This is a genomic window from Micromonospora sp. NPDC005324, assembly GCF_040607155.1.
Taxonomy (GTDB): Bacteria; Actinomycetota; Actinomycetes; order Mycobacteriales; family Micromonosporaceae; genus Micromonospora; species Micromonospora trifolii.
In genome coordinates this window covers 25,176-49,082 of the sequence record NZ_JBEXGE010000007.1, presented here as the reverse complement: position 1 = coordinate 49,082, position 23,907 = coordinate 25,176, and the positions used below count along the sequence as shown (strand labels likewise).

24 protein-coding genes are annotated in these 23,907 nt (G+C 71.8%); 18 read left to right on the top strand and 6 right to left on the bottom strand.

Going from position 1 to position 23,907, the window contains the following annotated elements:
- Positions 1-16 precede the first annotated feature (16 nt).
- The 6 genes from ABZS40_RS09545 (at position 17) to ABZS40_RS09520 (ending at position 7,031) form a co-directional block, all read left to right on the top strand.
- The gene (locus ABZS40_RS09545) at positions 17-1,048 is read left to right on the top strand and encodes an ABC transporter substrate-binding protein (RefSeq protein WP_354942878.1); all 1,032 of its coding nucleotides are present in this window, start codon (positions 17-19) and stop codon (positions 1,046-1,048) included.
- A gap of 80 nt (positions 1,049-1,128) precedes the next feature.
- Positions 1,129-2,667: an aspartate aminotransferase family protein gene (locus ABZS40_RS09540; RefSeq protein WP_354942877.1), complete on the top strand. Its 1,539-nt coding sequence runs from the start codon at positions 1,129-1,131 to the stop codon at positions 2,665-2,667.
- An 88-nt stretch (positions 2,668-2,755) separates the two neighbouring features.
- Complete coding sequence (locus tag ABZS40_RS09535; RefSeq protein ID WP_354943046.1) at positions 2,756-4,033, top strand: SidA/IucD/PvdA family monooxygenase; 1,278 nt, start codon at positions 2,756-2,758, stop codon at positions 4,031-4,033.
- On the top strand, positions 4,030-4,638 hold the full coding sequence (locus ABZS40_RS09530) for a GNAT family N-acetyltransferase (protein ID WP_354942876.1): 609 nt from the start codon (positions 4,030-4,032) through the stop codon (positions 4,636-4,638). Before ABZS40_RS09535 ends, ABZS40_RS09530 begins: the two co-directional genes overlap by 4 nt.
- Positions 4,635-6,482, top strand: coding sequence for an IucA/IucC family siderophore biosynthesis protein (locus tag ABZS40_RS09525; protein ID WP_354942875.1), 1,848 nt, complete (start codon positions 4,635-4,637; stop codon positions 6,480-6,482). Before ABZS40_RS09530 ends, ABZS40_RS09525 begins: the two co-directional genes overlap by 4 nt.
- Before the next feature lie 48 nt (positions 6,483-6,530).
- The gene (locus ABZS40_RS09520) at positions 6,531-7,031 is read left to right on the top strand and encodes an anthrone oxygenase family protein (RefSeq protein WP_354942874.1); all 501 of its coding nucleotides are present in this window, start codon (positions 6,531-6,533) and stop codon (positions 7,029-7,031) included.
- Positions 7,032-7,065: 34 nt separating this feature from the next.
- Here ABZS40_RS09520 and ABZS40_RS09515 read toward each other — a convergent pair whose 3' ends face one another.
- Entirely contained in the window at positions 7,066-7,539 is a 474-nt protein-coding gene (locus ABZS40_RS09515) for a MarR family winged helix-turn-helix transcriptional regulator (RefSeq protein ID WP_354942873.1), read from the bottom strand.
- Between the two features lie 138 nt (positions 7,540-7,677).
- On the opposite strand from ABZS40_RS09515, the gene ABZS40_RS09510 reads away from it, so the two are divergent.
- Positions 7,678-8,238 carry an NAD(P)H-dependent oxidoreductase gene (locus tag ABZS40_RS09510; protein ID WP_354942872.1) on the top strand — a complete coding sequence of 187 codons (561 nt, stop codon included), beginning with the start codon at positions 7,678-7,680 and terminating at the stop codon, positions 8,236-8,238.
- Between the two features lie 149 nt (positions 8,239-8,387).
- Here the strand turns inward: ABZS40_RS09510 and ABZS40_RS09505 are convergent, their stop codons facing one another.
- Together ABZS40_RS09505 and ABZS40_RS09500 are read right to left on the bottom strand one after the other, a co-directional pair.
- Complete coding sequence (locus ABZS40_RS09505; protein WP_354942871.1) at positions 8,388-9,305, bottom strand: RNA polymerase sigma-70 factor; 918 nt, start codon at positions 9,303-9,305, stop codon at positions 8,388-8,390.
- A complete protein-coding gene (locus ABZS40_RS09500; protein WP_354942870.1) occupies positions 9,302-10,504 on the bottom strand; it encodes an FAD-dependent oxidoreductase in 1,203 nt (400 codons plus the stop codon). The genes ABZS40_RS09505 and ABZS40_RS09500 overlap by 4 nt, the downstream gene beginning before the upstream one ends.
- Before the next feature lie 125 nt (positions 10,505-10,629).
- Between ABZS40_RS09500 and ABZS40_RS09495 the strand changes: the two genes are divergently transcribed.
- Complete coding sequence (locus tag ABZS40_RS09495) at positions 10,630-11,901, top strand: MFS transporter (protein WP_354942869.1); 1,272 nt, start codon at positions 10,630-10,632, stop codon at positions 11,899-11,901.
- Between the two features lie 22 nt (positions 11,902-11,923).
- Here the strand turns inward: ABZS40_RS09495 and ABZS40_RS09490 are convergent, their stop codons facing one another.
- Entirely contained in the window at positions 11,924-12,409 is a 486-nt protein-coding gene (locus ABZS40_RS09490; RefSeq protein ID WP_354942868.1) for a GNAT family N-acetyltransferase, read from the bottom strand.
- Between the two features lie 134 nt (positions 12,410-12,543).
- Here ABZS40_RS09490 and ABZS40_RS09485 point away from each other — a divergent pair, with 134 nt between their 5' ends.
- The gene (locus ABZS40_RS09485) at positions 12,544-13,206 is read left to right on the top strand and encodes a fasciclin domain-containing protein (RefSeq protein ID WP_354942867.1); all 663 of its coding nucleotides are present in this window, start codon (positions 12,544-12,546) and stop codon (positions 13,204-13,206) included.
- 52 nt (positions 13,207-13,258) lie between these two features.
- Here ABZS40_RS09485 and ABZS40_RS09480 read toward each other — a convergent pair whose 3' ends face one another.
- Both ABZS40_RS09480 and ABZS40_RS09475 read right to left on the bottom strand, forming a co-directional pair.
- Positions 13,259-14,278, bottom strand: a complete 1,020-nt coding sequence (locus ABZS40_RS09480; RefSeq protein WP_354942866.1) for an aminoglycoside phosphotransferase family protein — start codon at positions 14,276-14,278, stop codon at positions 13,259-13,261.
- Positions 14,275-15,348 (bottom strand): LacI family DNA-binding transcriptional regulator, encoded by a 1,074-nt coding sequence (locus ABZS40_RS09475; protein WP_354942865.1) that lies wholly within the window; start codon positions 15,346-15,348, stop codon positions 14,275-14,277. Before ABZS40_RS09475 ends, ABZS40_RS09480 begins: the two co-directional genes overlap by 4 nt.
- Positions 15,349-15,441: 93 nt before the next feature.
- On the opposite strand from ABZS40_RS09475, the gene ABZS40_RS09470 reads away from it, so the two are divergent.
- The 9 genes from ABZS40_RS09470 to ABZS40_RS09430 all read left to right on the top strand — a co-directional run bounded on the left by ABZS40_RS09470 (position 15,442) and on the right by ABZS40_RS09430 (position 23,840).
- Positions 15,442-15,786, top strand: coding sequence for a cupin domain-containing protein (locus ABZS40_RS09470; protein WP_091398731.1), 345 nt, complete (start codon positions 15,442-15,444; stop codon positions 15,784-15,786).
- A complete protein-coding gene (locus ABZS40_RS09465) occupies positions 15,779-16,495 on the top strand; it encodes a cupin domain-containing protein (RefSeq protein ID WP_354942864.1) in 717 nt (238 codons plus the stop codon). The genes ABZS40_RS09470 and ABZS40_RS09465 overlap by 8 nt, the downstream gene beginning before the upstream one ends.
- 168 nt (positions 16,496-16,663) lie before the next feature.
- Positions 16,664-17,635 (top strand): ABC transporter permease, encoded by a 972-nt coding sequence (locus ABZS40_RS09460; protein WP_354942863.1) that lies wholly within the window; start codon positions 16,664-16,666, stop codon positions 17,633-17,635.
- A 23-nt stretch (positions 17,636-17,658) separates the two neighbouring features.
- Positions 17,659-18,663 (top strand): ABC transporter substrate-binding protein, encoded by a 1,005-nt coding sequence (locus ABZS40_RS09455; protein ID WP_238681313.1) that lies wholly within the window; start codon positions 17,659-17,661, stop codon positions 18,661-18,663.
- Between the two features lie 4 nt (positions 18,664-18,667).
- Positions 18,668-19,462: an ABC transporter ATP-binding protein gene (locus ABZS40_RS09450; RefSeq protein ID WP_354942862.1), complete on the top strand. Its 795-nt coding sequence runs from the start codon at positions 18,668-18,670 to the stop codon at positions 19,460-19,462.
- Between the two features lie 38 nt (positions 19,463-19,500).
- Positions 19,501-20,652: a Gfo/Idh/MocA family oxidoreductase gene (locus tag ABZS40_RS09445; RefSeq protein ID WP_354942861.1), complete on the top strand. Its 1,152-nt coding sequence runs from the start codon at positions 19,501-19,503 to the stop codon at positions 20,650-20,652.
- A complete protein-coding gene (locus ABZS40_RS09440) occupies positions 20,649-21,800 on the top strand; it encodes a dihydrodipicolinate synthase family protein (protein WP_354942860.1) in 1,152 nt (383 codons plus the stop codon). The genes ABZS40_RS09445 and ABZS40_RS09440 overlap by 4 nt, the downstream gene beginning before the upstream one ends.
- Positions 21,801-21,856: 56 nt before the next feature.
- Positions 21,857-22,660, top strand: a complete 804-nt coding sequence (locus tag ABZS40_RS09435) for a sugar phosphate isomerase/epimerase family protein (RefSeq protein ID WP_354942859.1) — start codon at positions 21,857-21,859, stop codon at positions 22,658-22,660.
- Complete coding sequence (locus ABZS40_RS09430) at positions 22,653-23,840, top strand: hypothetical protein (protein WP_354942858.1); 1,188 nt, start codon at positions 22,653-22,655, stop codon at positions 23,838-23,840. Before ABZS40_RS09435 ends, ABZS40_RS09430 begins: the two co-directional genes overlap by 8 nt.
- Positions 23,841-23,907 lie beyond the last annotated feature (67 nt).

Below are 23,907 nucleotides of genomic sequence, written 5' to 3'. Positions count from 1 at the left end.
ATCGAAAGACAACACCATGCCCGATGCCCTGTCCGCCCGCCGCCTCTCCCGCCGTGGCCTGCTGGCCGCCGGTGGCGCTGCCACGCTGGCCACCCTGCTCGCCGCCTGTGGCACTGACGACGCCGCGAAGCCCGCCGGCGGAAACGGAAACGGCCCCTGGTCGTTCACCGACGACCGCGGCACGAAGGTGGAGGCGGCGGCCCGTCCGACCCGCGTGGTGGCCTTCACCGGCGTGGCGGCGGCCCTGATCGATTTCGGCCTCGACAAGCAGCTCGTGGGTGTGTTCGGTGAGACCAAGCGCGCCGATGGCACGGCCGACCCGCAGGCCGGCGACCTGAACGTCGAGGGCGTCGAGATCCTCGGCAACGTGTGGGGCGAGTTCAGCCTGGAGAAGTACGCGGCCCTGCGCCCCGAACTGCTGGTCACCCACATGTACGACCCGGACGCGCTCTGGTACGTGCCGGACGAGAGCAAGGCCAAGATCCTCCCGCTGGCGCCCAGTGTGGCGATCACCACCGCCCGGGTGCCGATGACCAAGCCCATCGAGCGGTACGCGGCGCTGGCCGAGTCGCTCGGCGCGGACCTGTCCGCGAAGAAGGTCACCGACGGAAAGGCCCGCTTCGACGCCGCCGCCGAGGCGGTCCGGCAGGCGGTCAAGGCCAATCCCGGGATCAAGGTGATGGCCTGCTCCGGCAGCCCCGACCTCTTCTACGTCTCCAACCCGAAGGTCAGCACCGACCTGATGTACTTCGCCGAGCTGGGCGTCGACATCGTGGTCCCCACCAAGCTCGAAGCCGGCGACTACTTCGAGGCGCTGAGCTGGGAGAGCGCCGGCAAGTTCCCGGCCGACCTGATCCTGCTGGACAACCGCAGCACCGCCCTGCAGGCCAAGGACCTCACCGCCAAGCCGACCTGGCAGCAACTGCCGGCGGTCAAGGCCAACCAGGTGAGCCCGTGGGACGCGGTTCCCCGCTTCTCGTACGCCGGCTCTGCGCCACTGCTGGAGAACCTCGCCACCGCCATCCGGAACGCGAAGAAGGTCAGCTGACGAACCCCACATCCCCGGGCGCACCGCCGCGCCCGGGGTGGGTTCCGGCTGCCCTCGTCCAGAACGTGGAAGGACTACCAGTGACCGTGCCGACGTACCCCGTCGAGACCACCACGCCGCCACCGGCGTCAACCACCGCGCGGGCCCAGCTGCTGCATGGCGGCTCGGTCGAGCAGTACCGCCGGACGATCGCCGACGGCGTCGACCGGGTCGCCCGCCGGGTTGCCACAGTGGACCGTCCCGGCACCGGAATCACACCCGCCGAGCTGGCCCCCCTGGTCGACCGGGTGGACCTGGACCGTCCGCTCGGCGACGCCGGCGCTGCGCTCGACGAGCTGGAGAACGTCTACCTACGCGACGCCGTCTGGTTCCACCACCCCCGCTACCTGGCCCACCTCAACTGCCCGGTGGCCATCCCGGCGCTGCTCGGTGAGGCGGTGCTCACCGCCGTGAACTCCTCACTGGACACCTGGGACCAGAGCGCCGGGGCCACCCTCATCGAGCGCCGGCTGATCGACTGGACGGCCGAACGGATCGGCCTCGGTCCCCACGCGGACGGCATCTTCACCAGCGGCGGCAGCCAGTCCAACCTCCAGGCGCTGCTGCTGGCCCGGGAGGAGGCGTGTGCCGACGCCATCGACCCGGCGGCGCGCGCCGAGCTGCTGCCCCGGCTGCGCGTGATCACCTCCGCCGCCGGTCACTTCAGCGTGCAGAAGTCGGCCAAGCTGCTCGGCCTCGCCCCGGACGCGGTCATCGCGGTGGCCACCGACACCCGGCGACGGATCAGCGCGGCGGCCGTCCGCGAGGAGATCGTGCGGTGCCGCAAGGCCGGACTGGTGGTGATGGCCGTCGTCGGCACCGCCGGCACCACCGACTTCGGCTCGATCGACCCGCTCACCGAACTGGCCGGGATCTGCGCGGCGGCCGGCGTGTGGCTGCACGTGGACGCCGCGTACGGCTGCGGTCTGCTCGTCTCGCCGACGCGCCGGCACCTGCTCGACGGCATCGAGCGGGCCGACTCGGTCACCGTCGACTTCCACAAGTCGTTCTTCCAGCCGGTCAGCTCCAGCGCGCTGCTGGTCCGCGACCGGCGGACGCTGCGCCACGTCACCTACCACGCCGACTACCTGAACCCGGCCCGGATGGTGGAGCAGCGCATCCCCAACCAGGTCGACAAGAGCTTGCAGACCACCCGCCGTTTCGACGCGCTGAAGCTCTGGCTCACCCTGCGGGTGATGGGCCCGGACGCGCTCGGCGGGCTCTTCGACGAGGTCGTCGACCGGGCCGCCGACGCCTGGCAACTGGTCAGCGAGGATCCGCGCTTCGAGGTGGTGACGCGCTCGGAGCTGAGCACAGTGGTGTTCCGCTACCTGCCCACCGGTCCCGGCCGGGAGTTGGCCGACGCCGCCAACCTGCACGCCCGGGAGGCCCTCGCGGCGTCCGGTCTCGCCGTGGTCGCAGGGACCCGGGTGGACGGCCGGCACTTCCTGAAGTTCACACTGCTCAACCCGGAGACCACAGTCGACGACGTCGGGTACGTGCTTGACCTGATCGCCACCCACGCCGGCCAGTACGTGCACGACCACGTCGCCGTCGACCTGACCTGCCCCGTCGGCTGACGCCGATTAACCTGCCCCGTCGGCTGACGCCGATGAACCTGCCCCGTCGGCTGACGCCGTGACCACGAACCCGCGCCTGGAGACCCCGATGTCCACCCACGACTTCATCGCCATCGGGTTGGGCCCGTACAACCTGGGCCTGGCCTGCCTCACCGCGCCGATCGACGAACTCGACGGTGTGTTCCTGGAGGCGCGACCGAGCCTCGCCTGGCACCCCGGCATGCTGCTGGAGTCGGCCCGCTTGCAGACCCCGTTCATCGCCGACCTGGTCAGCCTCGCCGACCCGACGTCGCCGTACTCCTTCCTGAACTACCTCAAGGAGATCGGCCGGCTCTACCCGTTCTACATCCGGGAGAGCTTCTACCCACTGCGCAGCGAATACGACGCGTACTGCCGGTGGGCGGCGGCGAAACTGCCGAACCTGCGCTTCAGTCACACAGTGACCACTGTGGAGTACGACAGCGCCGACGAGCGGTACGTGGTGCGGGCCAGCACCGGCACGGGAGAGAGCGTGGAATACCGCGCCCGGCACCTGGTGCTCGGCACCGGCACCCCGCCGCACCTGCCCCCGGCAGTGGCCGAGCTGCCCGGCGACGCCGTGCACAACTCTCACTACCTGGAGCACCGCACCGCGCTGCGTACCAAGCGCAGCATCACAGTGGTGGGCAGCGGGCAGAGCGCCGCCGAGATCTACCACGACCTGCTCGGCGACATCGACCGGTACGGCTACCAGCTCAACTGGGTGACCCGGTCGCCGCGGTTCTTCCCACTCGAATACACCAAGCTGACGCTGGAGATGACCTCACCGGACTACGTGGACTACTTCCACGCGTTGCCCGAGGCGACCCGCTACCGGCTGGAGTCCGAGCAGAAGGGCCTGTTCAAGGGGATCAACGCCGACCTGATCAACGACATCTTCGACCTGCTCTACGCGCACAGCGTGGACGGGCCGGTGAACACCCGCCTGCTCACCAACACCGAGCTGGTCAGCGCAGACCACCAGGACGGGCAGTACACGCTGGGGTTGCGTCAGGTGGAGCAGGAACGCGACTTCGCCCTGCGTACCGAGGGCCTCGTCCTGGCCACCGGCTACCACTACCGGGTGCCGGAGTTCCTCACGCCGGTGCGGGACCGGATCCGCTGGGACGCGCACGGCCGCTTCGACGTGGCCCGCAACTACAGCATCGACCACAGCGGGCGGGGCATCTTCCTGCAGAACGCGGGCACCCACACCCACAGCATCACCTCACCGGACCTGGGCATGGGCGCCTACCGCAACTCCTGGATCATCAGCGAGCTGCTCGGCCGGGAGCACTACCCGATCGAGAAGAGCATCACCTTCCAGGAGTTCGGGGTGTCGTCGTGACCAGCGTCTTCACCCACGTCGACGAGGGGCTCGGTGAGTTCGCGCTGCGGCCGCTCGACCTGGACGCCGACGCGGCGCTGCTGCACACCTGGGTGACCCACCCGAAAGCGGCGTTCTGGATGATGCAGGACGCCGACCTGGCCCAGGTCACCGAGGAGTACCGGCGGATCGCCGAGCACCCGCACCACGACGCGTACCTCGGCCGGTGGCGGGGGAGTCCCGCCTTCCTGGCGGAGCGCTACGACCCGGCCCACGTCGAGCTGGTCGGCCTGTACGACCACCAGCCCGGCGACGTGGGCATGCACTTCCTCTGCGCGCCGGTCGACGCGCCCGTGCGCGGCTTCACCCGGGCGGTGATCGGCACCGTCATGGCGTGGCTCTTCGACGACCCGACGACCCGGCGGGTCGTTGTCGAACCAGACGTGCGCAACACCGCGGTGCACGCGCTGAACGCCGCCGTCGGCTTCACTGTCGTCGGCCCGATCGCCAAGCCCGAGAAGGACGCGCTGCTCAGCGTCTGCACCCGAGCCCAGTTCCAGGCCGCCGCCGACCGCGCCGCCGCCGACCGCGCCGCCGCCACCCGAACCGAAGGAGCCCCGGCGTGACCACCACCGCCGTCCCCACCCACCCGCCCGTCGCCACCGCGCACAACGCCTCCGGCGACCCGGTCGGGCACCTCACCCCGCAACGCTGGGCCCGGGCCAACCGGCTGCTGGTCCGCAAGGCGCTCGCCGAGTTCACTCACGAGCGGCTGCTCAGCCCGGACGCCGTGGCCGGCCCCGACGACCGGCAGTGGTACGAGATCCGCAGCGACGACGGCACCGTCACCTACCGGTTCGCGGCGCTGGTGCTCGCCCTGGCGCACTGGCAGATCGACGCGGACAGCATCACCCGACACCGCGACGGCACCTCCCTGGCCCCGGACGCGGTGGACCTCATCGTGGAACTGCGCGACACTCTCGGGCTCTCCGCGCGGGTGCTCCCGGTCTACCTGGAGGAGATCACCTCGACGCTGGCGGGAACGGCGTACAAGCTGGCCCAGGCCGCGCCGAGCGCCGCCGAGCTGGCCGAGGCGGACTTCCAGACCATCGAGACCTCGATGACCGAGGGCCACCCCTGCTTCGTGGCGAACAACGGCCGGCTCGGCTTCGGCGTCGACGAGTACCACCGGTACGCCCCGGAGGCCGCCGCGCCGGTGCGGCTGGAGTGGCTGGCCGCGCACCGGGACCACTCGACGTTCAACAGCGCCGCCGACCTCGACTACGACACCCTCATTGAGAGCGAGTTGGACGCCGAGACCCGCGCCCGGTTCGCTGCCACGATGGCCGATCTCGGGCTGGACCTCGCCGACTACCACCTGATCCCGGCGCACCCGTGGCAGTGGTGGAACAAGCTGGCGGTCACCTTCGCCGGGGAGCTGGCCGAGCGGCGGCTGGTGCACCTCGGCCCCGGGCCCGACGTGTACCTCGCCCAGCAGTCCATCCGCACCTTCTTCAACGTCAGCGAGCCGGGACGCCACTACGTCAAGACGGCGCTGTCGGTGCTGAACATGGGCTTCATGCGGGGGTTGTCGGCCGCGTACATGGCGGCCACCCCGGCGATCAACGACTGGCTGGCCGACCTGATCGCCTCCGACGAGGTGCTGACCGGCACCGGCCTGACCGTCATCCGGGAGCGGGCCGCTGTGGGTTACCGGCACCGGCAGTACGAGGCGGCGACCGAGCGCACCTCGCCGTACCGCAAGATGTTGGCCGCCCTGTGGCGGGAGAGCCCGGTGCCCGAGCTGACCCCGGGGCAGCGACTGTCCACCATGGCCGCGCTGTTGCACGTCGACGACGAGGGTGGCTCACTGGCGGCGGCGCTGATCGCCCGGTCCGGCCTGGCGCCCGAGGTGTGGCTGCGCCGCTACCTGGACGCCTACCTGACCCCGCTGCTGCACAGCTTCTACGCCCACGACCTGGCCTTCATGCCGCACGGCGAGAACGTCATCCTGGTCTTCGACGAGCAGGACACCGTCCAGCGGGTGATCTTCAAGGACATCGCCGAGGAGATCGCGGTGATGAGCGACAGGGTCGAGCTGCCGGCGGCGGTGGAGCGGATCCGCGTCGAGGTGCCCGACGACACCAAGCTGCTGAGCATCTTCACCGACGTGGTGGACTGCTTCCTGCGCCACCTCAACGCGGTCCTGGTCGAGGCCGGTGTGCTCGCCGAGGACGACTTCTGGCGCACCGTCGCGGCCTGTGCCACCGACTACTTCGACCGGGTGCCGCACCTGGCCGATCGGGTCCGCCACTACGACCTGTTCGCCCCGGAGTTCACGCTGTCCTGCCTCAACCGGCTGCAACTGCGCAACAACCAGCAGATGATCGACCTGGCCGACCCGTCGGCGGCGCTCCAGTTCGTCGGCACGCTCACCAACCCGCTCGCCGCCCACGCTCCGGCCCGGTGACAGCTGTCCCGTCTGGTCAGCGCGCACGCCAACGGGTGCAATAGGCGGATGGGAGTTCTGAGTACCGCCAGCCTGTTCGCCGCCACACTGACCACCGGCCTGACCGCCGGGCTGTTCGCCGCCTTCGCGTACGCGGTCATGCCGGGTCTGGCCCGCACCGACGACCGGACATTGGTGCTCGCCATGCGGCGGATCAACGAGTCGATCCTCAACGGTTGGTTCGCTGTGTGCTTCGGCGGCGCGCTGCTGTTCACGCTGCTGGCGGCGGCGCTGCACCTGGGGGACGGGCGTCGGGCGGTGCTGCCGTGGATCGTCGCCGGGCTGCTGCTGTACCTGGTGGTGCTCGGCGTCACCGCCGTGGTCAACGTGCCGCTCAACAACGTGCTGGCCCGCGCCGGCGATGTCGACGACGCCACCGACCTCGCGGCGCTGCGGGCGCGCTTCGAGGTCACCTGGGTCCGCGCCAACGTGGTCCGCGCCGTCGCGTCGACCGGCGCCTTCGGATCGCTGGCGTGGGCGCTGGTGGCCGAGGGCCGGCTTCCCGGCTGAGGCCGGACGGGCGACCGACTGGGCCCGCGTCGGCTCAGTCGGTCGGCTCTGCCGTGCCGGCCCGCTGGAACGCGCGGGCCAGCTGGGCGAGGTCGAAGCCCTCGAGGTGCCGGAGGAACCGGCGGCGTAGGGCAGCCAGGTGACTGGGCCAGGACTCCTCCAGGCGGGCGAAACCCGCGTCGGTGAGGACGGCGTTCCAGCCGCGCGCGTCCTCCTCGCAGCGTTCCCGCCGGACCAGACCCTGCGTCTCCAGCCGGATGATCGTGCGGGTCATGCCGCTGAGCGAGAGGTAACAGAGCGCGGCGAGCTCGTTCATGCGCATCCGCCGGTCTGGTGCCTCGGAGAGGTTCATCAGCGCGGTGTACTCGGTGAGCGGTAGCTGACGGTCACCGACCATGTCCGCGTCGATCGCTCGGGGCAGGACGTGCATCACCTGGCCCAGAGCGCGGACCAGGGCTTCCTCGTCCGGGGTGAGAGGGTGCGGAGTCGCTGCGGAGGGGCTGGCCATCCTCTTACCATACTTGTTTGACTAAGCAAATGCTCACCCTCCGTGTGACAACGCCCATAGGCTAGATGTTTGCTTGACCAATCAAGCACCGGATAGCTTTCCCGTCGTCAGGCAAGGACCTCTGAAAGGGCGCCACACATGACCAGGATCGGGATCATCCTCGGAAGCACCCGCCCGGGGCGTAACGGCGAGGCCGTCGCCCGCTGGGTGCTCGACATCGCCAAGCAGCGCTCAGACGCGGAGTACGAGCTGATCGACCTGCTCGACTACCAGCTGCCGCACCTCGACGAGGCGTACCCGCCCTCGATGGGCCAGTACACCCAGCCGCACACCAAGCGGTGGGCCGAGACGATCGCGTCGTTCGACGGTTTCGTCATCGTCACCCCCGAGTACAACCACTCGACCTCGGGCGCCCTGAAGAACGCGATCGACTTCCTCTACGCCGAGTGGAACAACAAGGCAGTCGGCTTCGTCAGCTACGGCTCGGTCGGCGGGACGCGCGCCGTGGAGCACCTGCGTCTGATCTCCGGTGAGCTCCAGATGGCCGACGTGCGCTCGCAGGTCGCGCTGTCGCTCTTCACCGACTTCGAGAACTTCAGCGTCTTCAAGCCCAACCAGTTCCACCAGGACTCGCTGACCGCCACGCTCGACCAGGTGGTCGCCTGGAGCACCGCGCTCGCCCCGCTGCGCAAGGGCTGAGCTCAGCGACTTCGGAAACGGCCGCGGGGGATCCCGCGGCCGTTTCCGGACGTTCGGGCATGCTGTGCCCGTCAGACTCGTCGAGCAGCACGGAGCTCGCGGCGACGACCGACCTCACCAGCACCGGCTGACGGTGAGCCGGGCCGGCCTCAGCGCGTCGCGAGGTGGTGGGTGGTGCCGTCGGCGACGGCGCGAAGCTTGTCGGGGTTGGCGACGTTGTGGATGGTCGTGATGCGGCCGCTGGCGTCGATGTCGCAAGAGAGGGTGGCGACCACCCGGCCCGCACCGCTGAACACCAGCCCAGGCCCCCCGTTGATCTCGACCAGGGCGGCACGCATGTCGTGCGGCGCAATGCCCTGGTAGGCGACGGTGCCGATGGCCGCGAACCACGCCGCGACTCTCTCGGCACCCCTGATGGGACGCAGGGCCTGGCGGACCTTACCGCCACCGTCGGTCCGGAACGCGACATCCGGGGACAGCAGCTGCAGCAGGGTGTTGATGTCGCCACCGGTCGAGGCGGCGAGGAACCGCTCGGTGACCCCGCGCTGTTGCGATCGGTCCGCTGTGAAGCGTGGCCGCTGGCCCCGCACGTGCTCGCGAGCACGGTGGGCGGTCTGGCGGACCGCGGCCTCGGAGCGTTCCACCGCGACCGCGATCTCCGCGTGGCTGAAGTCGAAGACCTCCCGCAGGACGAACACGGCACGCTCGAGCGGGCTGAGCGTCTCCAGCACCACCAGCATCGCCATCGACACCGACTCGGCGTCGGTGACGGCGTCGGCGGCGTCCGCAACGGTCAGGACGGGTTCGGGCAACCACGGCCCCACATAGGTCTCGCGGTGGTGCCGCGCCGTGCGCAGGCGCTGCAACGCGAGGTTCGACACGATGCGGGCGAGGTACGCCTTGGGGTCGGCGACCTGGGAGCGGTCCGCCGAGGACCAGCTGATCCAGGCGTCCTGCACCGCGTCCTCGGCATCGGCCGCGCTGCCGAGGATCCGGTAGGCAACCGAGAACAGCAGGTTGCGATGACCGTGGAACACCTGCTCGTCGGCGTCCGGCGGGTGCGTCACCGCGCGTCCCGCAGGCGGGTGAAGCGGCCACCGCGCGGCCAGAACGCACCGGAGGAGGGCAACCGCGACATGCGACGGTAGGTCGGCCAGGGCGAGGCGGTCACGGTCTCCTTGTACCAGACCGCCATCCGCCCGGTCAGACACCCACGGCGAGGGCTGTCGTCGGGGCGGGTGAACTGCACGACCGCATCGTTTCGGCCCAGGCTCACCGGCTTGTGGTAGTAACCGAACCGGAACGGTCTGGGTTGCCTACCCCGCAGCGTGCGGGCGATCGACACCGCCGCGTGCACGCCGGTCGGCATGCCGCTCTGGCAGGTGCCGTGCAGCACCCCGTAGCCCTGCCGGATCGCTGCCGCATCGCCGATCGCGTACACGTCGGGGTGCGACACCGACCGCAACGCGGCGTCGGTGACGACGCGACCGCGCTCGTCGACGGTCAGCCCGGCGGCGGCCGCCAGCGGCGCCACCCGGGTACCACCCGACCAGAGGACGATGTCGGCCGCCACGCTCTGCGCACCGGCCAGCTCGACCCCGTCGGGCCGGACCCTGGTGACCTGCGCTCCGGTGATCACCTGGACGCCGAGGCGGGTCAGCGCGGCCCGCAGGTACGCCCGGGCCTTCGGGTTCATGCTCGCCCCCGGGTCCTGCTGGCCCACCAGCGTGACACCGACCTGCGGGTGTCGTTCCGCGATCTCCGCGGCCGCCTCGACCCCGGTCAACCCGCTGCCGACCACGACGACAGTGCCGGCGCCGAGCCGTGCCAACCGGTCCGCCAGCGTGGTCGCGCCGCTCGGACCGTCCAGGGCGTACGCGTGCTCCTCGACGCCCGGGACCGCCGCCGTGTCCGTCACGCTGCCCAACGCGTAGACCAGGGTGTCGTAGCGCAGCACCCGGCTGTCGTCGACGCGGACGGTCTTCGCGTCGGCGTCCACCGCCGTCACCCAGCCGCGCACGAACTGCGCGCCCGTCCCCGCCAGCAGGTGGGGGATGTTCAGCTCGGCGAGCCGCTGACCGGTCGCCGTCATGTGCAGCCGGAGGCGCTCGGTGAACCGCTCCTGCGCGTTGACCACTGTCACCTGCACGTCGGCCCGCCTGGTCCGTGCCGCGAGCTGGGTCGCCGTGGCCATGCCCGCGTAGCCCGCGCCGAGGATCAGCACGCGGTGCGTGCCCGCCGGGACCTGTCGATGCGCTGTGCTCATTGTCTCGCCTCTCTGATCGGACTGACGACCACGAGATGCGTGCCGCTGGTTGGTTCGTGACATCGCAGCGGTGTGACGCCCGCCACGGCCAGCGTCGCAGGGGCGCGTTCACTACCCTTGGCGCGATGAGCCGATCCGCCGCCGCTGGTAGGGCTCCGCTCTGGCGGGACCGCACCTTCGGCACGTACTGGGTCGCCCAGTCGCTCTCGGCGGCCGGCGACTCGTTCGCCTACCTGGCGGTGCCGCTGCTGGTGCTCCAGGCGACCGGGTCGGTGGCGCAGATGGGCCTGATCACCGCCGCCGCGGGCGCGGCGTCCGTCGTCGCCGGGATCTTCGGTGGGGTGCTGGTCGACAGGTACGACCGCCGCACCCTGATGATCGTGGCGGACCTGGCCCGACTGGTGCTGTACGCCCTGGTGCCACTGGCGTGGCTGGCCAGCCCGCAGGTCTGGCTGCTCTTCGTCGTGCTGCCGATGTGCGAGGCGGCCGGCATGCTGTTCCAGGTCGCCGCAGTGACAGCGGTTCGCAACCTCGTCGACTCCGACCGGATCACCGAGGCCAACGGCCGGTTGCAGGCGACGTACGCGGCGGCGGCCGTCCTCGGGCCGCTGCTCGCCGGTGTGGTGGCGGCCCGCTTCGGCCCGGCCACCGCCATCGCCGTCAACGCGGCGAGCTTCGCGCTCTCGGCGGCCGGCCTGTGGCTGATCCGACTGCGCCCTGTCCAGGTGGACCAGGGGGTGGCGCGGCAGCGCCCGCTGGCCGAGTTCCTGGCCGGGGCGCGGTTCCTGTGGCGGAATCCCGTGCTGCGCGCGCTGACCGTCCTGTTGTCGGTCTTCATCTTCCTCACCTACGGCTTCGTCGACGTGCTGATCTACCACGTCACGCACGATCTCGGCGGCTCCGAGGGCACCGTCGGCACGGTGCTCGGCCTGGCGGCGTTGGGCACTGTCGCCGGCGCGCTGCTGGTGGCGCCGCTGCGCCGCCGTCGCGGCTTCGGTGCCACCTGGATCGGCGCGCAGGCGATCTGCGGTTTCGCCGTGGCGGGGGTCGGCATCGCCACCACAGTGCCCGCGGTCACCGCGCTGACCGCGGTGTACCTGTGCTGTCTCAGCGTCGGCGGGATCTGTTCGATGTCCCTGCGGCAGGAGATCACCCCCGATCATCTGCTGGGCCGGGTCACGTCGGCGTTCTGGAGCACGCACTACGCCCTCGGTCCGGCCGGCGCCGTCGTGCTGACCTGGGCCGCCGGCCGGTACGGTGCCGCGGCGGTCACGCTCGTGGCGGGCGCGGGGTGCCTGCTGGTCGCGGTCGGCGGCCTCTTCACCCCGATCCGCCGGGCCGGCGCGGAGCCGGCCGCCGGGCAGCCCGGACTGCGCCCGGCCCCGGCTGGCGGCTGAGCCGCGAGCGGGGGCGGAGGCCTCAGAACTCCTGGTACATGACGTGCAGGCCGACCCGGCCCACAGTGGGGTGACGGAACGCGCCCGGCACGGTGCCGACGACCTCGAAGCCCTCTCGCCGGTACAGCCGCACCGCCGACTCGTTGCTCTCCACCACGGCGTTGAACTGCATGCCGGCGTACCCCTGCCGGCGGGCCCAGCTCAGGGCGTCACGGCACAGCGCCGTGCCCACGCCCCGGCCCCGCGCCTCGGTGGCGACCATGAAGCTGGCGGTGGACACGTGCGCGCCCGGCCCTGGCCGGTTGGTGCCCATCTTCGCGGTGCCGAGCACCCGCTCGCCGTCGACCGCCACGACGGTACGCCCCGGGGGCGCCTCGACCCACATGCCGTACGACTGCTCGGCGGTCATCGCCGGGTCGTAGGGGAACGTCTCCTGTGCCCGGATCATCTCCTCGATGATCGGCCACACCTGCGACCAGTCCCGGTCGACGAACTCCCGAATCAGCACCCGGGGAGGTTAGGCCCCGGCAGGAGCCCCGGACAATCCGTTATCCGCTGGTGCATCCGCGCGGCCCACCCGGTGCGAAGCATGGATCGTGACGAGACGTCACGGATCCGGTCGCTTCGACGAAAGGCCCGCTGATGAAGATCGCACGAATCGCCGCCCGGATGGCGGTGGGCGCCGTGGCCACCGCGCTGGCCACCACCGCAGTCGCCGTACCGGCGGCTCAGGCCACCAGCAAGCCCAAGCCGCTCGGCACGACGTCACTCGCTCAGGTGCTCACCCGCGACAGCAGCGGCTTCGACCACAACTCGCGTGACTTCGACGTGCTGACGGCGGCCGTGCTGGCAGTGCTGGAGGCCAAGCCGAATTCTCCGGTCAAGGTGCTCACCGACGGCACCGTGGCGCTGACCGCGTTCATCCCCACCGACGCCGCCTTCCAGCAGTTGGTCCGCGAGATCACGCAGGCCCGGAAGCTGCCGAGTGAGAGCGCCGCCTTCACCGCCGTGGCCGGGCTGGGCATCGACACCGTCGAGTCGGTGCTGCTCTACCACGTGGTCCCGGGTGCCACCATCGATCGCAAGGCGGCGGTCCGGGCCGACGGCACTGACCTGACCACCGCGCTCGGCTCGTCCGTCGAGGTCGACGTGCGCACCTACCTGTACTTCTTCCGCCAGGTGCGGCTGGTCGACGCCGACACCGACGACCGTGACGCGCGGGTCGTCTCCTACGACGTCAACAAGGGCAACCGGCAGATCGCGCACGCCGTGGACCGGGTGCTGCGCCCGATCGACCTGCCCTGACCGCGGGCGGGCGGCGTCCGACCACGCGGCGGACGCCACCCGCGCCGGGCCGTCAGCCTACGGCGAGCGCGGCGAGTTGCTCGTCGAGCAGGGCCGCCAGCCGGGCGTACCGGCCGGGATGGCTGCGCGCGGTCATCCCACGGCTGGGCATCTCCACAGTCATCAGCAGGTACAGGTGCAACCGGTAGAGACCGAGCCGGCGGCGTGCCGACGCGTTCAGCACCAGCGGCTGGGGCGCGGCGGCCTGGTAGCCGCGCAGCAGGGGGTGCTCCGGCTCGTCCTCGACGCGTCGGAAGAGCAGCGGCGAGACCAGGTCCAGCAGTGGGTCGCCGTAGAGGAACCGCTCGCCGTCCACCAGGCCGCACAGCCGCAACCGGCCGTCCTCGTCGGGTGCCGCCAGCACGTTGCCGTCCCAGCAGTCGACGTGCAGCAGCGCCGGCCGGCGCACCTCGTCGAGCACGTCGGCGTGCCGCCCCACCAGCGCGCGTAGCTGCTCCGGGGTCACCGGCAGTCGGACGTCCCAGTCGACCGCGTCGGCCAGGAGCGCGTCGAGCATCGCGGTGAACGCCGCCCGCCAGGTCGGCCCGCCGGCCCGGTCGTCGTCGTACCCGAACCGCTCACCGGTCACCCGGTGCAACGCGGCGAGGGCCACCCCGAGGTCGTAGCGCGCCGGGCCGTCGTCGACCACGACACCGGCCTCGGCCAGGTTGGACAGCGACCGGCCGGGCAGCATCGCGGTGACCAACCACTCGCCGTACGCCGGGTCGGCGCCGCGCCGGAGCACCGGTGGGACGGGCACCTGCGGCGCCCGCTGCGCGACGAGCCGGAAGTACCGTTCCTCGGCAGCGCAGAGCCCGCGCTCGTAGCGCAGCAGCGGCGTTCCGGCCGGCGGAGCCAGCTTCAGCACCACCCGACGGTCGTCGTCGAGCAGCACCCACCAGACCGTCGCGTACCCGCCGCCGGCCAGCGGACCGGCGTCCCGGACCCGGGTGTGTGGCCCGAACGACGCACCGACCAGGTACGCCACGTCGGCGCCTGTGAGGGGCCGCTGGGTCGGGCTGGCACCGGTCACGACGTGGTGTCACCTCGCCGCGCGCGGGGCGCGGAACCCGCTGTGGCGCGGGTGGACAGTGGGACGGGACCGGCGGTGTCACGGCGGACCAGTTCGGCGGGGAGCACCTCGACCCGGGGCGTCGGGGCGCCGACGCCGAGCACCAGGGACATCGCCCGCACCCCCATGTCGACCAGGGGCAGTCGCACGGTGGTCAGTGCCGGGGTCACGTCCCGGGCGATCGGCATGTCGTCGAAACCCAGCACCGAGATCTGCTGCGGCACGGCCAACCCCCGCGCGCGCAGGGTGGCGAGCGCGCCGATGGCCATCGAGTCGTTGAGCGCCACGATCGCGGTCAGCTCCGGGTCGGCGTCGAGCAGTCGGGCGGTGGCCTCGGCGCCACCGTCGCGGTCGAACTCCGCGTACCGGATGCGCGGTTCGGGTAGCTCGCGGCCCTGCTCGGTGAGGGCCTGCCGGAGGCCGGCGAGCCGGTCGGTGGTGGTGGTCAGGATGCGCGGGCCGGCGACCACGCCGATCGCCCGGTGCCCCAGGCCGCACAGCTCCCGCCCGGCGAGGTAGCCACCGGTCCGGTTGTCCGGCATCACCGCGTCGCCGGAGTGCTCGTGCCGACCGATCACCGCCACCCGCCCGCCGGTGGCCTCGTAGGCGGCGAGCTTCTCGTTGAGTTGCCGGGTGAACACCTCGTCGTGGTAGCCCGAACCGGCCAGGATCAGCGCCGCCACCTGGTGGCCGCGCAGCAGCTCCACGTACTCCAACTCGCGGTCCGGGTCCCGGTAGCTGTTGCAGATCATCAGCAGCCGGCCCTGGTCGGTGGCGACCCGTTGCAACCCGCGAGTGATCTCGGCGAAGTACGGGTCGGAGACGTCGTGCACGATGACGCCGACCGCGCTGCGGTGCGAGCGGGCCAGCAGTTGGGCGTGCGCGTTCGGCACGTACTGCAACTCGGCGACGGCGGCGAGCACCCGTTCGCGCAGCTCGTCGGTGACCGGCTTGCTGCTGCCGTTGATGACGCGGGAGGCGGTGGCGGGCGAGACGCCCGCTCGGCGGGCCACATCGGACAGGGTCGCCATGGCCCGCCCCCTCGATCTGTTGACGGCGTTTCGTCGTGCCGGCTAGCGTCACCGTACCGCAGAGAAAGCCCTTTCCCGCAGGGAGGCCCGGCCGTGTCCGATCGCTTCGCGGTACTTCAACTTGACGACCTTCCCGCCCGCCGCTGCTCGTGTGGGACCACCCGCCGGGGTTTCATCGCCGAGAGCGAGGGCCAGGCCAGCGTTCACCTGCTCCAGGTGCAGGACGCGGTGACCCACCACCACCGGATCGCCACCGAGTACTACGTCGTCCTCGCCGGTGAGGGCGAGATCGAGCTGGACGGCGTCCGTCACCCCGCCCGGCCGATGTCCGCGTTCCTGATCAAGCCGGGCTGCCGGCACCGGGCCATCGGCGATCTCACAGTGCTGCTGGTGTCCCTGCCGGCCGCGGACGACACCGACGAGTACTTCGATGCGTGATCGCCCGGCACCGCTGCCCGGCGGCGTCGGGGTGTCCCGGCTGCGCGTCTACGACACAGTGGCCCCGGACGGCCTGGTCGGCGGCACCCCACACGTGCACCTGTGCTGCACCGAGGGGTACGTGGTGACCGACGGCGAGGGTGTGGTGCAGACCCTGAACGCGTCCGGCTACCGGGAGACGCCGCTGCGGCCGGGGGTGGTGGTCTGGTTCGAGCCGGGCACCGTGCACCGCCTGGTCAACGGGGGCGGGCTGAGCATCGTGGTGCTCATGCAGAACAGCGGCCTGCCCGAGGCCGGCGACGCGGTGCTGACCTTCCCACCCGAGGTGCTGGCCGACCCGGCCGCGTACGCCACGGCGGCGGCGTTGCCCGACGGGGGAGCGCCGGGCGCGGACGTGCACGTCGCGTACCGCCGTCGGGATCTGGCGGTGACCGGCTTCCAGGCGCTGCGGTCCGGCGGTCCGGCGGCGCTGGCCGCGTTCCACGCCGCCGCGATCGCCCTGCGCCAGCCGTTGCTGGCGCGGTGGCGGCAGCGGTGGGAGGCCGGCGCCGGCCGTGCCGCCGCCGACACCGTCGCCCAGCTCGACGCCCTGGAGCGGGGGGATCCCGGCCACCTGGGCGACGCCGGGGTGTACGCGGTGAACGAGCCGGTCGAGCGGGGCCGGTTGGGCATGTGCGGCCTCCTGGACACCTACCCGGCGGCCGGCTGACCGTCCCTTCGGGACAGCTGTCGGGCTGCCGGGGCATCGGTGGAAACAGATCGAGGAAAGGCCTTGCCCGGCGTGAGGGGGCCGCCTACGCTCCAGGAAAGCGTTTGCCTGATGCGCCGACCGGCCCGGTTCATGGGTGCCGTGCCGGGCCCCCCGAGGAGGTTCCGCGTGACCGAGAACTCTTTGGACACGGCGGGCCGGAAGGCCGCCGCCGCCCAGGCCGGTGGTGCGCGAGAAGCCGCCGCCGGGCCGGGCAGCGATGGTGCGGCGGACGGCCTCGACGGCACGAACACGTCCACTGTGACAAAACCGCCGCCCGGCGGCGGCCGTCGACCACGTCCCACGCTCGGTCGCCGGGCGGTGGCCTTCGCCGACTCGCTCTGGCGCCCGGCGCTGGTGCTCGCTGTCTTCTTCGCCGCCTGGTGGTTCGTGGCGGCCCGGGAGTACGTCCCGAACTACCTGGTGCCCACCCCCGGCCAGGTCTGGGAGACGATGACCACGCAGTGGTCCGAGCTGGCCCGGCACACACTGGTCACCCTCTACGAGACGGTGCTCGGCTTCGTGCTGGCCGCCGCGCTGGGTCTGGTCACCGCCGTCGCCATCGCCTACTCCCGCACCCTGGACAAGGCGCTCTACCCGATCGTCCTGTTCGCACAGGTCATTCCGAAGATCGCCATCGCGCCGCTGCTGGTGGTCTGGTTCGGCCTCGGCCTCACCCCGAAGGTCATCCTGGCGGTGCTCATCGCGTTCTTCCCGGTGGTCATCTCCGGCGTGGCCGGGCTGCGCTCCACCGACCCGGAGCTGCTCGACCTCGCCGCCACGATGGGCGCCGGGCCGTGGCGCACCTTCCGCAAGATCCGCTTCCCGAACGCGTTGCCGCACCTGATGGCCGGCCTGAAGGTGGCCGTCACCCTCGCCGTGGTCGGTGCCGTGGTCGGCGAGTTCGTCGGCGCCAGCGAAGGGCTCGGCTACGTCCTGTTGCTGGCCAACGGCAACCTCGACGCCCCACTGCTGTTCGCCGACCTGATCCTGATGTCCGCCATCGGCATCGTCCTGTTCGTCCTGGTCGAGATCGCCGAGGCACTGCTCATTCCGTGGCATGCCAGCCGCCGGGCCAGCGTGTCCCTCACCACCTCCTAACCGACCCCATCACGGAGGCACCGATGAAACGCACCGCCACCACCATCCTGGCCACCGCCGCCCTGCTTCTCGCCGCTACCGGCTGCGGTGGGGACGACAACGCCGGCAGCACCAACGCCGACGGCAGCAAGCAGGTCACCCTCACCCTGAACTGGGTGCCCTACGGCGAGCACGCGCCCTTCTACTACGGCCTGCAGAAGGGCTACTACTCCGCCGAGGGCATCGACCTGAAGATCCTGCCCGGCAACGGCTCGGGCAACACCGTCAAGCAGGTCGCCCAGAAGCAGACGGACTTCGGCTGGGCGGACAGCCCGGTGCTGCTGAAGTCGGTGGCCAGCGGCATGCCGGTGCGCAGCCTCGGCGCGTACCTGGAGAAGGGACCCTCCTCGGTGGAGTTCTTCACCGAGGAGAACATCAAGACGCCGGCCGACCTCAAGGGCAAGACCGTCGGCGGCACCCCCGGCGACGCCCTCTACGCGACCTTCCCGGCCTGGCTGGAGAAGAACGGCCTCAAGAAGGACGACGTCAAGGTGGTCAACGTCGACGCCGCCGGCAAGATCGCCGCCCTGGCCGAGGGCAAGGTCGACGCCATCATGGGCTTCTTCCACGACCAGGCGCCCACCATCGAGAGCAAGACCGGCAAGAAGGTCGACGTGCTGCTCTTCGCCGACTACGGGATGAACCTGCTCGGCACCGGCCTGATCGCCAACACCCAGACCCTGCAGAAGGACCCGGAGCTGGTCCGCAAGTTCGTCCGGGCCACCCAGAAGTCCTGGGCCGACGCCGCCCGGGACCCGGCCGGCGCGGTGAGCGCGATGACGGCTCTGGCCGAGAACGAGCCGGCGCCCGAGGTGCTCACCAAGCAGCTCACGCTCAACATGCCGCTGATCGGCGCGGACGGCCCGCCCGGGGTGAACACCGAGGCCCAGTGGACCGAGACCATCGACCTGATGTCCCGCTACGCCGAGCTGAAGGACCCGGGAGCGCCCAGCGCGTACTGGGACTCCTCGTACGCGGCGCAGGGGTGACCCGGTGACCGCCGCGCCGGCAGCCACCGGCACCGCCATCGGGATGTCCGGGCTGACCGTCCGGTTCACCACCCGGCGGTCGCAGACCACAGCGTTGGACGACGTGTCGCTGGACATCGAGCCGGGCGAGTTCGTCTCGATCGTCGGCCCGTCCGGCTGCGGAAAGTCCACCCTTTTGAAGATCGTCGCGGGGTTGGTCAAGCCGACCAGCGGCGAGGTGTCGCTGCTGGAACGCCCGGTGCGCGGCCCGCAGAAGGAGATCGGCTTCGTCTTCCAGAAGGCCGCGTTGCTGGAGTGGCGCGGTGCCCGAGCCAACATCCTGCTCCAGGCCGAGATGCGCGGCATGGACCGGGCGCAGGCCGCCCGCCGCGCCGACGAGCTGATCGAGATGACCGGCCTGACCGGCTTCGAGAAGGCGTTGCCACACGAGCTGTCCGGCGGCATGCAGCAGCGGGTGGCGCTCTGCCGCGCGCTGCTGCACTCCCCGCCGGTGCTGCTCATGGACGAACCGTTCGGCGCCTTGGACGCGCTGACCCGCGAGCAGATGAACGCCGAACTGCACCGGATCTGGCGGGAGACCGGGACCACTGTGGTGCTGGTCACCCACTCCATCGCCGAGGCGGTCTTCCTCGGCACCCGGGTCGTGGTGATGAGTCCCCGGCCCGGCCGCATCATCCGCACCTTCCCGGTCGAGCTGCCGGCGCACCGCGACTACGCGCAGGTGATGTCGGATCCCCGCTTCGACCGGCTCGCCACCGACCTGCGTGGGTTGCTCGGCAGCGCGGCCGCCAACCACTGAGCGCGGATCGGCACGACCAGCACGACGGAAGGAACACCATGACCCGCAGGTCGATCGGCATCATCGTCAACGGCGTGACCGGACGGATGGGCTACCGGCAGCACCTCGTCCGGTCGCTGCTGGCCATCCGCGAATCCGGTGGTGTGGCGTTGGCCGACGGCACCACCATCTGGCCGGAACCGGTCCTGGTCGGGCGCAACGAGACGAAGCTCCGGGAGCTCGCCGAGCGGCACGGGCTGACCGACTGGACCACCGACCTGACCTCGGCGCTGGCCCGCGACGACGTCGAGATCTACTTCGACGCCCAGGTCACCCAGCAACGGGAGAAGGCGATCCGGCAGGCCATCGAGGCCGGCAAGCACATCTACACGGAGAAGCCCCTGGCCGAGGACACCGCGGCCGCCCTCGACCTGGCCCGGGCGGCGGACGCGGCCGGCGTCCGCACCGGTGTCGTGCAGGACAAGCTCTTCCTGCCCGGTCTGCGCAAGCTCAAGCGCCTCATCGACGGCGGCTTCTTCGGCCGCATCCTCTCGGTGCGCGGCGAGTTCGGGTACTGGGTCTTCGAGGGCGACTGGCAGCCCGCTCAGCGGCCGTCGTGGAACTACCGGAACGAGGACGGCGGCGGCATCGTGGTCGACATGTTCCCGCACTGGCACTACGTGCTGGAGGAGCTGTTCGGCCGGGTCACGGCCGTCTCCTGCGTGACCGCCACCCACGTGCCCGAACGGGTCGACGAGGCCGGTCACGGGTACGCGGCCACCGCCGACGACGCCGCGTACGCCACCTTCGAACTCGACGGCGGGGTGATCGCGCAGATCAACTCGTCCTGGGCCGTGCGCGTGTACCGCGACGAGCTGGTGGAGTTCCAGGTCGACGGCACCGAGGGCAGCGCGATCGCCGGCCTGCGCAACTGCCGGGTGCAGCACCGGGCGGTCACCCCGAAGCCGGTGTGGAACCCGGACCTGCCGGCCACCGAGGACTTCCGCGCCCAGTGGGCCGAGGTGCCCGACAACGAGGAGTTCGACAACGGCTTCAAGGTGCAGTGGGAGGCGTACCTGCGGCACGTGGTGGCCGGCGAGCCGTTCCGGTGGGACTTCCTGGCCGGCGCGCGCGGCGTGCAGCTCGCCGAGCTGGGGCTGCGCTCGGCCCGCGAGGGCGGTCGCATTGAGGTGCCGGAGCTGCGCTCATGAGTGCCGAGGTGGCGTTGCCGGGCGGGCGGCGGCACCGGCTGGCCGGGGGGAGCGGCTTCGCCCCACCGGACGTGCCGGCGACCAGCCGGATCGCGTACGCCGCCGCGCACGTGGTCGCCGACCCGCGCGCGGAGAACGTGCCGGGTGCCCCGGCGACGGTGGACTGGGACACCACCCTCGCCTTCCGGCGGCACCTGTGGTCGTACGGGCTGGGGGTCGCCGAGGCGATGGACACCGCCCAGCGGGGGATGGGGCTGGACTACCCGGCCACTCGGGAGCTGATCCGGCGTAGCGCCGCCGAGGCCCGCGCGGTGGGCGGGCGGATCGTCGCCGGGGTCGGCACCGACCAACTGCCGGTCGGCCCGGCCACCCTGGCGGCGGTCACCGCCGCGTACGCCGAGCAGCTCGACGACGTCCGCGCCGCCGGGGCCCGGCCGGTGCTGATGTGCAGCCGGCACCTGGCCGCCGCCGCGCGCGGCCCGGAGGACTACCTGCGGGTGTACGACGAGCTGCTGGGCGCCGCCGACGAACCGGTGGTGCTGCACTGGCTGGGCCCGATGTTCGACCCGGCGTTGACCGGCTACTGGGGTTCGGTCGACCTGGACCTGGCCGCCGACACGGTGATCGAGCTGATCAAGGCGCGTCAGTCCGCTGTGGACGGCATCAAGGTGTCGCTGCTCGACGCCGACCGGGAGGTCGCGTTGCGCCGCCGCCTGCCGGCCGGGGTACGCCTCTACACCGGTGACGACTTCCACTACCCGGAGCTGATCCGCGGTGACGAGGTGGGTCACTCCGACGCGCTGCTCGGGGTGTTCGCGGCCATCGCGCCGGCCGCCGCCGCCGCGCTGGCCGCGCTGGACCGGGGCGACCTGACGGCGTACGACGAGATCTTCGGGCCCACCGTGCCGCTGGCCCGGCACCTGTTCGCGGCGCCGACCTGGCACTACAAGACGGGGATCGTGTTCCTGGCCTGGTTGGCTGGCCACCAGGACCATTTCACGATGGTCGGTGGCGCGCAGTCCGGCCGGTCCCCGGCGCACCTGGCCACCCTGCTCACCCTGGCCGACGCGGCCGGGCTGCTGCCCGACGCCGACCTGGCCGCCGCCCGCGCCCGGGCCTTCTTCACTGTGGCGGGGGTGGAGCAGTGAGCGCGAGGAGTGAGCCGGTTCTACGAGCCCCGCAGTCGCGAGCGAAGACCAGCCCAGTGAGCCTCGCGCGCTTCTCCTTCAACCAGGCCACCGCCCAGCGCTGGCCGCTGCCCGAGGTGGTGGCCGGGTGCGTGGCGGCCGGCGTGCCGGGCATCGGCCTGTGGCGCGAACCGGTGGCCGAGTATGGGCTGGCCCGCTCGGCGAAACTGGTCCGCGACGCCGGCCTCGCCGTCACCTCGCTGTGCCGGGGCGGGTTCTTCTCCGCCGACGACTGGCGCGCGGAGAACCTGCGGGCCATCGAGGAGGCCGCCGTCCTCGGTGCCCCGGAACTGGTGCTGGTCTCCGGTGGGTTGCCGGCGGGCAGCCGGGACGTCGACGGCGCGCGGCGTCGGGTGGCCGACGCGATCGGCGAGCTGGCCCCGCAGGCCGAGGCCGCCGGCGTGCGGCTGGCCATCGAGCCGCTGCACCCGATGTTCGCCGCCGACCGGTGCGTGATCGCCACTCTCGGCCAGGCGCTGGACATCGCCGAGCAGTTCGACCCGGCGGTGGTCGGCGTGGTCGTCGACGCGTACCACATCTGGTGGGACGACACCGTGTACGCGCAGATCGCGCGGGCCGCAACCCGGATCGCCGCGTTCCAGGTCTGCGACTGGGTGACCCCGCTGCCGGAGGGGGTGCTGCTCGGCCGGGCGCTGCCCGGCGACGGCTGCATCGAGCTGCGTCGGCTGCGCGAGGCGGTGGACGCGGCCGGCTACGTCGGCCCGATCGAGGTGGAGGTCTTCTCCGCCGAGGTGTGGGCGCGTCCGGGCGCGGAGGTGCTCGACGCGGCGATCGCCGGCTACCTGCGCCACGTTGTCTGACATCCCCGAACGGCGGTGGCCGGCGGCGGTCGGCGCCTGGCTGGGCATCGGCACCGCTCCCGCCACGCTGGTGCTCGGCGCGGCGATGGCCGCCCGCCACGGCGGCGCGGTGCCGGTGGCCGGGCTGCTGGTCGGCGGGGCGCTGATGGCGGCCCTGCTCTGGGGGCAGGGTCGGATCGGGCTTCGCCGACCGCTCGGCGACGGCGGGACGTTGACAGCGGTGCTGCCCGCGTACCTGGGGGACACCTCGCGGCTGCTGCTGGCGGCGGTGCTGGCCGTGTCGATGGTCGGCTGGAACGGGTTCAACGTCGGGCTCGGTGGGGCCTCGCTGGCCGCGCTGACCCACCTGCCGGGCTGGGCCGGGCCGGCGCTGCTGGAGGTGGCGGTCCTCGCCGTGTCCTGGGCGCCGGCCCGGCTGGGCAACCGGGTCGCGGTGGTCACCACGCTCAGCGCGGTGGTGCTGGTCGGCTGGTGCCTGACGGTGCTGCCACCGCCCGGCGCGCCGGTCCGCCTCGCCGGCGGTGGGCTCGCCGACGCCGCCGCGCTGATCGGGTACGCGGCAGTGTTCGCGTTGCGGGCACCGGACTTCAGCGTGGGCCTTTCCCGGAGGCGGGACCTGGTCTGGTGCGTGGGGCTGCTGATCGGGCCTGCGGTGCTCGGGGTGCTCGCCGGCGCCGGCCTGTGGTTGCGGACCGGCTCGGCCGACGTGGTCGCGCTGCTCGCCTCCGGGTCGGGGCTGGCCGCGTACGCGAATCTGTTCGTCGCGGTGGCGGTCTTCGCGGCGGCGCTGACCACCACCTACTCCGGCTCGTTGGCGTTGCGGGGCCTCGCTCCCCGCCTGCCGGCGCGGGCGGCGATGCTGTTCGTCGCGGTGCTCGGCGGGATGCTGGCGGTGGCGCGGTTCGACCGTCTGGTGCTGCCCTGGCTGACCCTGCTGGCCGCCGCCTTGCCGGTGCTGGTGGTGCCGATGGCAGTGGAGGCCGCGGCCCGTCGGCGCGGTCGGGCCCCGCGTACCGTGCCGGCCTGGTGCTGGCTGCCGCCGGCGCTGCTCGCGGTGGCCTGCACGCTGGCCGGGATGGGCGTCGCCCCGCTGCTCGGGCTGGCCGTCGCCGGAGTGCTCACCCTGCTTTGGCGGTGCCGGGAGCTGCGATCTACGGTGGAGAGAAACGGTGGCGTCTGAAAAATGCGCTGGTTCAGCCTGTAAATCGCGAGGTCACATGTCATGGTTCTCGCGCCGGGCCGGTGGC

What these genes read in the sequence shown, in the direction of transcription:
- ABZS40_RS09520 (WP_354942874.1), top strand. Translation starts at nt 6,531, where the DNA reads ATGGGAGTTCTGAGTACCGCCAGCCTGTTCGCCGCCACACTGACCACC.
- ABZS40_RS09515 (WP_354942873.1), bottom strand. Translation starts at nt 7,539, where the DNA reads ATGGCCAGCCCCTCCGCAGCGACTCCGCACCCTCTCACCCCGGACGAG.
- ABZS40_RS09465 (WP_354942864.1), top strand. Translation starts at nt 15,779, where the DNA reads ATGCGTGATCGCCCGGCACCGCTGCCCGGCGGCGTCGGGGTGTCCCGG.
- ABZS40_RS09485 (WP_354942867.1), top strand. Translation starts at nt 12,544, where the DNA reads ATGAAGATCGCACGAATCGCCGCCCGGATGGCGGTGGGCGCCGTGGCC.
- ABZS40_RS09500 (WP_354942870.1), bottom strand. Translation starts at nt 10,504, where the DNA reads ATGAGCACAGCGCATCGACAGGTCCCGGCGGGCACGCACCGCGTGCTG.
- ABZS40_RS09510 (WP_354942872.1), top strand. Translation starts at nt 7,678, where the DNA reads ATGACCAGGATCGGGATCATCCTCGGAAGCACCCGCCCGGGGCGTAAC.
- ABZS40_RS09475 (WP_354942865.1), bottom strand. Translation starts at nt 15,348, where the DNA reads ATGGCGACCCTGTCCGATGTGGCCCGCCGAGCGGGCGTCTCGCCCGCC.
- ABZS40_RS09440 (WP_354942860.1), top strand. Translation starts at nt 20,649, where the DNA reads ATGAGTGCCGAGGTGGCGTTGCCGGGCGGGCGGCGGCACCGGCTGGCC.
- ABZS40_RS09455 (WP_238681313.1), top strand. Translation starts at nt 17,659, where the DNA reads ATGAAACGCACCGCCACCACCATCCTGGCCACCGCCGCCCTGCTTCTC.
- ABZS40_RS09495 (WP_354942869.1), top strand. Translation starts at nt 10,630, where the DNA reads ATGAGCCGATCCGCCGCCGCTGGTAGGGCTCCGCTCTGGCGGGACCGC.
- ABZS40_RS09535 (WP_354943046.1), top strand. Translation starts at nt 2,756, where the DNA reads ATGTCCACCCACGACTTCATCGCCATCGGGTTGGGCCCGTACAACCTG.
- ABZS40_RS09445 (WP_354942861.1), top strand. Translation starts at nt 19,501, where the DNA reads ATGACCCGCAGGTCGATCGGCATCATCGTCAACGGCGTGACCGGACGG.
- ABZS40_RS09545 (WP_354942878.1), top strand. Translation starts at nt 17, where the DNA reads ATGCCCGATGCCCTGTCCGCCCGCCGCCTCTCCCGCCGTGGCCTGCTG.